We start from the raw sequence: 10,297 nt of genomic DNA on the forward strand, positions 1-10,297 counted from the left end.
CGGCGAGGGTGCGCCCGGCGGAGTAGGACACCCACGGCTGTTCCACGGCGGCGGGTTCGGGAGTTGTCTCCGGCTCCGGCCAGGTCGAGGGCGCCGGTGCCGTCGTCGGCTCGGGGAGGTCGAGGGACACCTGCGGTGCCGGGGCGTCCTGGGGCACCAGGATGTCCTGCGGTACGAGCATCAGGACGCCGGTGCCGCCGCGCGCGGAGGGCCGGTACGACACCTTCAGGCCGTACTTGCGGGCCAGCCGGCCGACGACCGCGAGGCCCAGCCGGGTGCCGGTGAGACCGCCCAGTTCGGTGGAGTCGCCGGAGACGGCGCGTTCGGCGCGGCGCAGCTGGATGTCGCCCATGACCAGGCCGCTGTCCTCCACCGAGAGGATGACCCCGGCGGGCACTTCTTCTACGTAGACATGCACTTCGGCGCTCGGCGGCGAGAAGTTCGCGGCGTTGTCGAGGAGTTCGGCGAGCGCGTGCATCACGCCCTCGGCCGCGTGCCCGGCGACGGCGGCGTCGCTCGCGGAGTGCACGCGCACGCGTTGGTAGCCGCTGATCCGGCCCATCGCGCCGCGCAGGATCGACTCCATGGCGATGGGACGGGCCCAACGGCGGCCGGAGCGGGCGCCCGTGAGCACGGCGACGGAGTCGGCGAGACGGCCCGCCTGCGCGGTGCGGTGGTCGAGGTGGAGCAGGTCGGCGAGGACGTCCTCGTCGGAGTGCCGCTCCTCCATGGCGCGCAGGTCGGCGAGCATGCCGGTGGCCAACGCCTGCATACGGCCCGCCGCGTTGGCGGTCGCGGAGAGCGCGGCGGCGCGCTCGTGGGAGTCCCGGCGGGCCCGCTCGGACAGCTGCTTGTTCTCGGCGGTCAGGCGGGCGCGCTCCAGCTCGCTCTCCTCCGTGAGGCGGATGCGCTCCTCCGCGAAGGAGGTGGTGAGCCGCATGCGCTCCTGGGAGAAGTCGGAGGTCAACCGGGTGCGTTCCTGCGAGAGTTCCGTGGTCAGCCGGGCCCGCTCGTGGGTCAGCTCCTCGGTCAGCTGCACGCGCTCCCGGTCGAAGTCCGTGCTCAGCCGGGCCCGTTCCTGCAGCAGCCGTCCCGCGTCCAGCGTGACGGCCTCCAGGCGGCGGCGGGTGATCCGGGCCGTCTGGTACGCGTGCGCGGCGAGCGCGACGGCCGCGCACAGCAGCAGCGCGCCGGCGCCGGCACCGCAGGCGACCGCGAGGCGCTTCGCGTCGGGCGTCACGTAGACCGCGCCGACGACCGCGAGCCCGGCCAGCACGGCGGTGAACAGGGGGACGGGGGCGATGGTGCGGAAGGTGGGTCGTTCGCCGGGAAGTATGGGGGCGGTCATGAAGGGGGTCCTCGGTCGGGTCCTCGGGCGTCTTTGGTCGTGGTCCTCAGTCGTCCTCGGTCGTGTCCTCGGGGGGTGCTCGTCGGGTTCCTGGGCGAGAAGCGACACCGGGTGCTCAACTGCCGGTCACTATATGAGAGTTAGTGATCGAACTGGGGAGGTTCTGGATGCGTTTACAGAATCGGTGCCCCGAGGGTGCGAAGTTTCCCGGAACGTTTCGCCAGATGCCGGACGGTCACTGTCAGTGGTCGGGTGCATGCTGGGGGCATGGTGGATCTTCAGGCGGAGTCGGTGGGTGCTCGGGCGGAACTGGCGGATCTCCGGGCGGAGCTGGGCAGGACCGTCCGGGGCGAGGTCGGTTTCGACGTCACGTCCCGGGCGCTGATGACCATGGACGCGTCCAACTACCGACGCGTCCCGCTGGGCGTCGTCGCGCCCCGTGACGCCGACGACGTGGCGGCGACGCTGGCGGCCTGCCGGGCGCACGGGGTGCCGGTGGTGGCACGCGGCGGCGGCACGTCGATCGCCGGCCAGGCGACGGGCACGGGCGTGGTCCTGGACTTCACCCGCCACATGAACGGCCTGGTGTCCCTGGACCCCGCCTCCCGTACGGCGGTCGTCCAGCCCGGCCTGGTCCTCGACCGCCTCCAACAGGCCGCTGCCCCACATGGCCTGCGCTTCGGCCCCGACCCCTCGACCCACAGCCGCTGCACCCTCGGCGGCATGATCGGCAACAACTCCTGCGGCTCCCACTCGGTCGCCTGGGGCACGACGGCGGACAGCGTGAGCGAACTCTCCGTGATCACCGCGAGGGGTGATTTTCTGCGCCCCGGCCGGGACTGGGCGGGCGCCCCAGAGGGTCTCCGGCCGCTCGTGGAGGGCGAGTTGGCCCGTCTGCGCACCGGTTTCCCGGACCTCCCCCGCCGGATCTCGGGTTACGCCCTGGACGCCCTCCTCCCCGAGAAGGGCGCGGACGTCGCCCGCTCCTTCTGCGGCAGCGAGGGCACGCTGGGCATCCTCACGGAGGCGGTCGTACGACTCGTCGAGGCACCCCGCGCGCGTGCGTTGCTGGTACTCGGGTACGCCGACGAGAGCGCGGCGGCGGAGGCGGCGGCGGGACTTCTGCCTTTCGCGCCGCTCACCGTCGAGGGCATGGCGGCCGACCTGGTGCGTTCCACGGCCGACCTTCCCCGGGGCGGCGCCTGGCTGTTCGTGGAGACCGGCGGTGACACGGAGGCGGAGGCACGCGCGCGTGCGGAGGCGATCGTCCGCGCGGCCGACGTCCTCGACTCCCTGGTGGTGACCGACCCGTCGGGCCAGCGGGCCCTGTGGCGCATCCGCGAGGACGCGAGCGGTACGGCGACCAGGATGCCGGACGGTTCGGAGGCCTGGCCGGGCTGGGAGGACTGCGCGGTACCGCCGGCCCGACTCGGCGCGTATCTACGGGACTTCAGGGGCTTGCTGGGCACGCACGGCCTACGGGGCACGCCGTACGGCCACTTCGGGGACGGCTGCATCCACGTCCGCATCGACTTCGACCTGCTGACGGAGCCGGGCGTGGCCCGCTTTCGCCAATTCTCGGAGGAACTGGCCGAGTTGGTGGCGGCCCACGGTGGCTCGCTCTCCGGAGAACACGGGGACGGACAGGCGCGGGCGGAGCTTCTGCCGAAGATGTACGGCGAGGAGATGGTGGCTCTCTTCGAGCGAGCGAAGGGGGTGTGGGACCCGGACGACCTCCTCAACCCCGGGATGCTGGTGAGGCCCGCCCCGCTCGACACGAACCTCCGCTTCTCCGTCCTGCCCCGCGAGCCGGTGGACGTGGTGTTCGGGTATCCGTCCGACGGCGGCGACTTCTCGGCGGCGGTGCGGCGGTGCGTGGGGGTGGCCAAGTGCCGTACTCATGAGCCCGCTGGATCGTCCGTGATGTGCCCGTCGTTCCGCGCGACGGGAGAGGAGGCGCACTCCACGCGCGGGCGTGCCCGGCTGCTGCACGAGATGCTGGCGGGCGAACTGGTCACCGACGGCTGGCAGTCGACGGAGGTCCGGGATGCGCTGGACCTGTGCCTGTCGTGCAAGGGCTGCCGCACGGACTGCCCGGTCGGGGTCGACATGGCCACGTACAAGGCAGAGTTCCTGCACCACCACTACGAGGGCAGGCGCCGGCCCGCGGCCCACTACGCGATGGGCCGGCTGCCGCGCTGGCTACGGCTGGTGGAGCGCACGCGTACGGCGTGGCTGGTCAACTCCCTCGCTTCCGTACGGCCGTTGGCGGCGCTGGCGAAGCGGCTGGGCGGGATCGCGGGGGAGCGGGGGATTCCGCGGGTGGCCGGGGTGACGTTCACGAGGGCGTGGCGACGGGAGGTGAGGGCGGGGACGCGGCAGGGCATGCGCGAGGGGGTCGACTACGCGGAGACGCCCACCCGGGGTCATGTCTTCCTGTGGCCGGACACCTTCACGGAACACCTCTCGCCGGATGTCGGCCGGGCGGCGGTGCGGGTGATGGAGGCGGCGGGGCTGGGAGTGGTTCCGGTGATCACGAGGAAACCGGTCTGCTGTGGCCTGACGTACGTGTCGACGGGCCAACTGGACCGGGCCCGGGAGGTGATGCGCCGGACGCTGGACGCGATGAGCGTGCTGCTGGACCCCGGGCTCGGCGGAGAGGGTACTTCGCACGTCGTCGTCCTGGAACCGAGCTGCGCGGCGGCCCTCCGCACGGACCTCCCGGAGCTGCTCCCCGACGACCCGCGGGCGGCCCGCCTGGCCGCCTCGGTCCTCACCTTCGCCGAGGCCCTGGAACGCCTCGCCCCCGACTGGACCCCGCCCCGCATCGACCGCCCGACGGTCGGCCAGACCCACTGCCACCAGCACGCGGTGCTGGGCGACGCCCCCGACCGCCGCCTGCGCACGGCGGCGGGTCTGACCGGTGAACTGGCGGGCGGCTGCTGCGGGTTGGCGGGCAACTTCGGTTTCGAGAAGGGGCACTACGAGGTGTCGGCGGCGTGCGCGGAGGAGCAGTTGCTGCCGGCGGTACGGGAAGCGCCGGACGGGGCGGTGGTGTTGGCGGACGGGTTCTCGTGCCGTACGCAGTTGGAACAGATGGCGGGGGTACGGGGGAGGCACTTGGCGGAGGTGCTGGCGGAGGCGTTGGAGAGTTCAGAGATCAGGGGAGTGAAGTGACATACGAACTGGGCCGGGTGGCCGTCCTCTCCGACATCCACGGAGTGCTCCCCGCCCTGGAAGCGGTCCTCGCCGAACCGGAGGTGGCCGCCGCCGACCGCATCGTCCTCACCGGCGACATCACGGCCGGCCCCCAACCGGCGGAAGTAGTGGACCTGTTGCGTGCGCAGGCCGACCGAGTGCTGTGGATCTCGGGCAACGCGGACCGCGAACTGGTCGAGTACCGCTGGGGCGAGCGCGACGACATCCCCGACCCGATCGCCCCCTACGCGGCGACCGCCCTCCGCCCCGACCAGATCGACTTCCTGGCCACCCTCCCCAAGACGTTGACGCTCCCCGTCCGTGGCCACGGCAGGGTCCTCTTCTGCCACGCGACTCCCCGGGACGACGAGGAGGTTGTCCTGGTCGACTCCCGCCCGGCCCGCTGGGCAGAGATCCTCACCGGCCTCGACGACGACATCCGCACGATCGTCTGCGGCCACACCCACATGCCGTACACCCGCCTCGCCCACGGCCGCCTGATCGTCAACCCCGGCAGCGTCGGCATGCCGTACGGCCGCCCCGGCGCCCACTGGTGCCTGTTGGGCCCGGGCACGGACCTGCGGGTGACGCCGTACGACATCCCGGCGGCGATCGCCCGCCTCGTGCGGGAGTCCGGTTACCCGGAGATCGCGGAGTGGGCGGACTACTTCCTCAACGCGCGGGCGTCGGACATGGACGCGCTGGAGGCGTTCGGACCCCGGGACGGGCGCGGGTGACTGCCTAGGCTGGCCGCTCGACCACGGTTCGACCAGTCAGGGAGCCCGCGTATGACCAACCTCCGTCTCCGCCCCATCACCCCCGCCGAACACCTCGCGTTCATCGCCGCCCGCCCCTCCGCCAGCCATATGCAGGTGCCCTCCTGGGGTGCGGTGAAGCCCGACTGGCGGGCGGAGAGCCTCGGGTGGTTCGAGGGGAGCGGGGAGTTGGTCGGGGTCGGGCTCGTGTTGTACCGGCCCGTGCCCAAGCTGAAGAAGTACCTCGCCTATCTGCCCGAGGGACCGGTCATCGACTGGCACGCCGCCGACCTCGACCGCTGGCTCGACCCGATGCTCGCGCACCTCAAGTCGCAGGGCGCGTTCACGGTGAAGATGGGGCCGCCCGTCGTCGTACGGCGATGGAGCGCGGACGCGGTGAAGGCGGCGATCGCCGACCCGGACGCGCGGCGTCTGCGGGACGCGGAGCCCACGTCGTACGAACCCCGCGCCTACGAGATCGCCGACCGGCTGCGCCGCGCGGGCTGGCAGCAGACGGAACCCGGGGGCGAGGACGGGTTCGCGGCCGGGCAGCCTCGGTACGTGTTCCAAGTGCCGTTCGCGGGGCGGTCGTTGGACGACATCCAGCGCGGCCTCAACCAGCAGTGGCGGCGCAACATCAAGAAGGCCGAGAAGGCCGGCGTGAAGGTGGTCCAGGGCGGCTACGACGAACTCCCCGCCTTCTACGAGCTGTACGCCGAGACCGCCGAACGCGACCGCTTCATCCCCCGCCCCCTGCCCTACTTCCAGCGCATGTGGAACGCCCTCACCGCCGAACACCCCGACCGGATGCGCCTCTACCTCGCCCACCACGACGGCGAGATCCTCGCCGCGGCCACGATGCTGACGGTCGGACAGCACGTCTGGTACTCCTACGGCGCCTCCACCAGCCGCAGGCGCGAGGTGCAGCCCAACAACGCGATGCAGTGGCGCATGATGGCCGACGCCCACCAACTCGGCGCCGACGTATACGACTTCAGAGGCATCACCGACACCCTGGAGGAGTCCAACCACCTGCTGGGGCTGCTGCGTTTCAAGGCCGGCGCGGGTGGAGAGGCCGTCGAGTACCTGGGGGAGTGGGACTTCCCCCTCAACCGACTGCTGCACAAGGCCCTGGACCTCTACATGGCGCGCCGCTGAGGCCTCGGACGGGCCTCGGGCACGGCCCGGCTGAGGGCGGAAGCACAGGTTCATTAAGGCTGCTCTCAGGTTTATTAGAGAACTCTCAGGTTCGCCGCCGTAACTCAGGATTTACAAAGGTATTCACAGCACCTGCTTGCCGTTCGCTTGCCGACTTTGCTGCCGCTTGGCGTCGGTCGCGTGTAAGTTCATCGGTGTCGGGAATTCCCCGGGCGGTAAAACGCTCGACTTTGACGCACAATCCGCTGCACAATCCAAGGAGTTCGGCATGAGCCTCAAGAAGCTGGCCCCGTTTGCCCCGAAGCCCCAGTCGAAGCAGCTCCCGCCGCCGCCCCCGAAGCCCCGCAAGAAGCACCAGCCCAAGCCGCTGCCGAAGCCGCTGCCCGGCCAGGACAGCTGAACCGGCAGTAGAAGAGGGCCGACCCACGCAGTCGGCCCTCTTTTCTTTCCCGAATTCGAAAATTCAAAGAATTCTGATGACGGAAAGCGAAGGGGATTGTGGACATGGGTGCGGACGAGGAAGACCTCGAATACGACGAGGGTTACGAAACTCCCACCATTCCCGCCCGCACCGCTTTCCGTCGTTTCTGGCCGCTGACCCGCGGTCTCAGACGCTGGCTGGTCCTCGTCTGGGTGTGCACGGTGATCGGCGCGCTAGCCGAGACCGAGGCCATCCTCCTCTTCAGCGACCTCACCGACCACGCCCTGGCGAAGGGCTCACTGAGCGCCTTCTGGAGCCCCGCCGCCAAGTGGCTGGGCGTCGCGATCGTCGGCGCGCTGGTCTCGTACGCCGGCAACTCCCTAGCCGCCTGGGCCACCGAACGCTTCGTGATGAGACTGCGCGAGCATGTCTTCGACCACGTACAGCAGTTGCCGCCGCATTTCTTCCAACGTCACCGCCAGGGCGACCTGTTGTCCCGCCTGACCGGCGACGTCGAGGCGATCGAGACCCTCGTCGTCTCCGGCGTCGTGGGCACCGCCTCCGCGATCTTCTCCGCCCTCTTCTACGCCGCCGCCGCGTTCTGGCTGCGCTGGGACCTGGCCGCCGCGACCTTCGTCCTCGCCCCCCTCTTCTGGCTGGCGGCCCGCCGCTTCTCCGGCTCCATCAAGGACGTGTCGCGTGAGGGCCGGGTGGCCGACGGTGCGATCACGTCCGTTGTGGAGGAATCCCTCGGCAACATCGTGCTCACCCAGGCCTACGGCCGCCGCGACGCGGAACGCCGACGCCTGAACGAGGAGGCCGGCGCCTGGTTCCGGGCCTCCGTCCGCTCGTCGCGGCTCAACGAGGCGTACGAGCAACTCGTCGCCGTCATCGAGACCGTGTGCGTGCTCGCCGTCATCGGCATCGGCGCCTGGGAGATCTCCACCGGCCGCATGACCCTCGGCCAGCTCCTCGCCTTCTCCGCCTTCCTCGGCTACCTCTACCCGCCCGTCCGCGGCCTGGCCCAACTCGGCCTGACCATCACGGCCGCCACCGCGGGCGCCGAACGCCTCATCGAGATCCTCGACGTACGGCCGTCCGTCGCCGACCCCGCCCGCGGCTCGGAGGCCGGCCGCCCCGACGGCACGGTCGAACTCCGCGACGTCTCCTTCAGCTACCCAGGCGCGGACAGGGTCGCGCTGGAGAGGCTCTCGTTCACGGTCAATCCTGGTGAGTTGGTGATCGTCACCGGCCCCAGCGGCGCAGGCAAGTCCACCGTCTCCAAAATGCTGCTCCGCTTCTACGACCCCGACGCGGGGGATGTGCTGCTCGACGGCGTGCCGCTGCGTGACCTTCCGCTGGCCCGCCTGCGTGAGTACGTCACCCTGCTTCCGCAGGAGACGCTGGTTCTGCACGACACCGTCCGCGCGAACATCGCCTGCGGGCGGCCGGGCGCGAGTGAGCAGGCGATCGTGGATGCGGCGATGGCGGCCGACGCCCACGAGTTCATCCTCCGCCTCCCCGACGGCTACGACACGAAGGTCGATCCCAACTCGGCCCGCCTGTCCGGTGGTCAGCTTCAGCGGCTGGCGATCGCGCGGGCGATTCTGCGTGACGCTCCGGTGCTGGTTCTCGACGAACCTACGACCGGGTTGGACTCCATGGCCGCCCGACGCGTTGTGAAGCCTCTGCGTCGGCTGATGGCTGGGCGTACGACCATCATGATCACCCATGACCTCAATCTCGCTCCCGACGCCGATCGCATTCTGGTGGTGGACCGGGGGCGGATCGTGGAGACGGGGCGGCATGGGGAGTTGATGGCGCTGGGTGGGGCGTACTCGCAGCTGCATCGGTCGCAGAACAACGCGGTGATGGATACCGGGGAGTTGCGGTTGCCGTCGTTCGCCGAGGCGGGGGTTCCGATGGGGGTGCCTGCGCCTGTGGCTGTCGCCGAGGCTGCGGTTGCGGTTGCTTACGGGTACCCCGAGTACCCCGGGTACTCCGCGCCGCCGGTCTTCACCGAGAGCTGGGTGCCGCAGACGTATCAGTCGGCATACCCGGAGGCCGAGTACTCCGACCCCCTCTTCGGGCCCATGCCCACGACCCTCCCCGATGGCCGGCCCCTGTTCCGGGACGAGGTCCCTTGGAGCGGGATCTGAACCGCTGATCGTTCCCAGGTCTACTCCGAAGACAGCTGCAAAAGGGTTCGCACACCTGTCGAAGTCCATTACCATGAACTGAGCAGTGCATCGTGATGGACGAATTCGAGCTGAGCCGAGCCCTGGAAGCCCCGTGAGTATTCCCAGTACGTCGACCACCGGCCCTGCGGCCAACCCGGCTGCCCCGGCCGCCCCGGCCGCTGGTTCGGCCGCCAACCCGGCCGTCAATCCGGCAACTGACCCGGCCGCCGACTTGGCCGTCGCCCCGGGCCGTTTCGGTTCACTCGGGCCGGTGGGTCTGGTGCTGGCCGGGGGGATCTCGGTGCAGTTCGGTGGTGCGCTGGCGGTGACGCTGATGCCCAGGGTGGGGGCGCTGGGTGTGGTGACGCTGCGGCTGCTGGCGGCTGCGGTGGTTCTGCTTGTGATTTGCCGACCGAGTCTGCGTGGCCACTCGCGGGCGGACTGGGGCACGGTTGTCGTCTTCGGCGTCACCATGGCCGCGATGAACGGCCTCTTCTATCAGTCGCTGGCCCGCATTCCCCTGGGGACGGCGGTGACGCTGGAGGTACTGGGTCCGCTCGCCCTCTCGGTTCTGACGTCCCGGCGTGCGCTGAACGCGGTGTGGGCGGGACTTGCCCTGGTGGGCGTCTTCCTGCTCGGCGGCGGAGGCTTCAGCAGCTTGGACCCTGTAGGTGTGGCCTTTGCCCTGGGGGCCGGCGCCATGTGGGCTACGTACATCGTTTTCAGTGCTCGTACGGGGCGTCGCTTTCCGCAGGCCGATGGGCTTGCGCTGGCGATGGTTGTGGCCGCGGTGGTGTTTCTGCCGCTCGGTGTCGTGGAGTCGGGCACGAGGCTCTTGAACCCCACGACGATCGCCCTCGGTTCGGTGGTCGCTGTTCTTTCCTCGGTGCTTCCCTACACGCTTGAACTTCTGGCGCTACGCCGCCTCCCCTCCTCCACCTTCGCCATCCTGATGAGCCTGGAGCCGGCCGTGGCTGCGACGGCGGGCTTCCTGATCCTTCACCAGGCGCTGTCTGTTCCTGAGGCCATGGCTATTGCGCTGGTTATCGCGGCGAGTATGGGGGCGGTTCGGACGCAGGTGGGGCGGGGTAAGGCGAAAGTGGATGCGTAGAAAGTGGATGCGTAGGTGAAGGCGTAGGTGGACGTTGGGCCACTCGCTTCTTTGTCAGTGTCGGGCTTCCGCGGCCCGAGTAAAGGGCGCTCCCTGCGGTCGCGTCGGCTGCGCCGATTCCGCTGC

7 protein-coding genes are annotated in these 10,297 nt (G+C 70.2%); 6 read left to right on the plus strand and 1 reads right to left on the minus strand.

Annotation, left to right across the window (positions count from 1 at the left end):
• On the minus strand, window positions 1-1,348 hold a 1,348-nt coding region (locus ACFWP5_RS49975; protein WP_384173285.1), incomplete at its 3' end, for an ATP-binding protein.
• A gap of 267 nt (window positions 1,349-1,615) precedes the next feature.
• Between ACFWP5_RS49975 and ACFWP5_RS49980 the strand changes: the two genes are divergently transcribed.
• The 6 genes from ACFWP5_RS49980 to ACFWP5_RS50005 all read left to right on the plus strand — a co-directional run bounded on the left by ACFWP5_RS49980 (window position 1,616) and on the right by ACFWP5_RS50005 (window position 10,171).
• Window positions 1,616-4,525 carry an FAD-binding and (Fe-S)-binding domain-containing protein gene (locus ACFWP5_RS49980; protein ID WP_384173288.1) on the plus strand — a complete coding sequence of 970 codons (2,910 nt, stop codon included), beginning with the start codon at window positions 1,616-1,618 and terminating at the stop codon, window positions 4,523-4,525.
• Window positions 4,522-5,283 (plus strand): metallophosphoesterase family protein, encoded by a 762-nt coding sequence (locus ACFWP5_RS49985; protein WP_384173291.1) that lies wholly within the window; start codon window positions 4,522-4,524, stop codon window positions 5,281-5,283. The genes ACFWP5_RS49980 and ACFWP5_RS49985 overlap by 4 nt, the downstream gene beginning before the upstream one ends.
• 51 nt (window positions 5,284-5,334) lie before the next feature.
• A complete protein-coding gene (locus ACFWP5_RS49990; protein ID WP_384173294.1) occupies window positions 5,335-6,459 on the plus strand; it encodes a lipid II:glycine glycyltransferase FemX in 1,125 nt (374 codons plus the stop codon).
• Between the two features lie 268 nt (window positions 6,460-6,727).
• Window positions 6,728-6,859, plus strand: coding sequence for a hypothetical protein (locus ACFWP5_RS49995; RefSeq protein ID WP_384173297.1), 132 nt, complete (start codon window positions 6,728-6,730; stop codon window positions 6,857-6,859).
• 104 nt (window positions 6,860-6,963) lie between these two features.
• Complete coding sequence (locus ACFWP5_RS50000; RefSeq protein WP_384173300.1) at window positions 6,964-9,039, plus strand: ABC transporter ATP-binding protein; 2,076 nt, start codon at window positions 6,964-6,966, stop codon at window positions 9,037-9,039.
• 133 nt (window positions 9,040-9,172) lie between these two features.
• Window positions 9,173-10,171 (plus strand): DMT family transporter, encoded by a 999-nt coding sequence (locus ACFWP5_RS50005; protein WP_384173303.1) that lies wholly within the window; start codon window positions 9,173-9,175, stop codon window positions 10,169-10,171.
• The last annotated feature ends 126 nt before the right edge of the window (window positions 10,172-10,297 follow it).

It is taken from the genome of Streptomyces sp. NPDC058469, assembly GCF_042721125.1.
Lineage (GTDB): Bacteria > Actinomycetota > Actinomycetes > Streptomycetales > Streptomycetaceae > Streptomyces.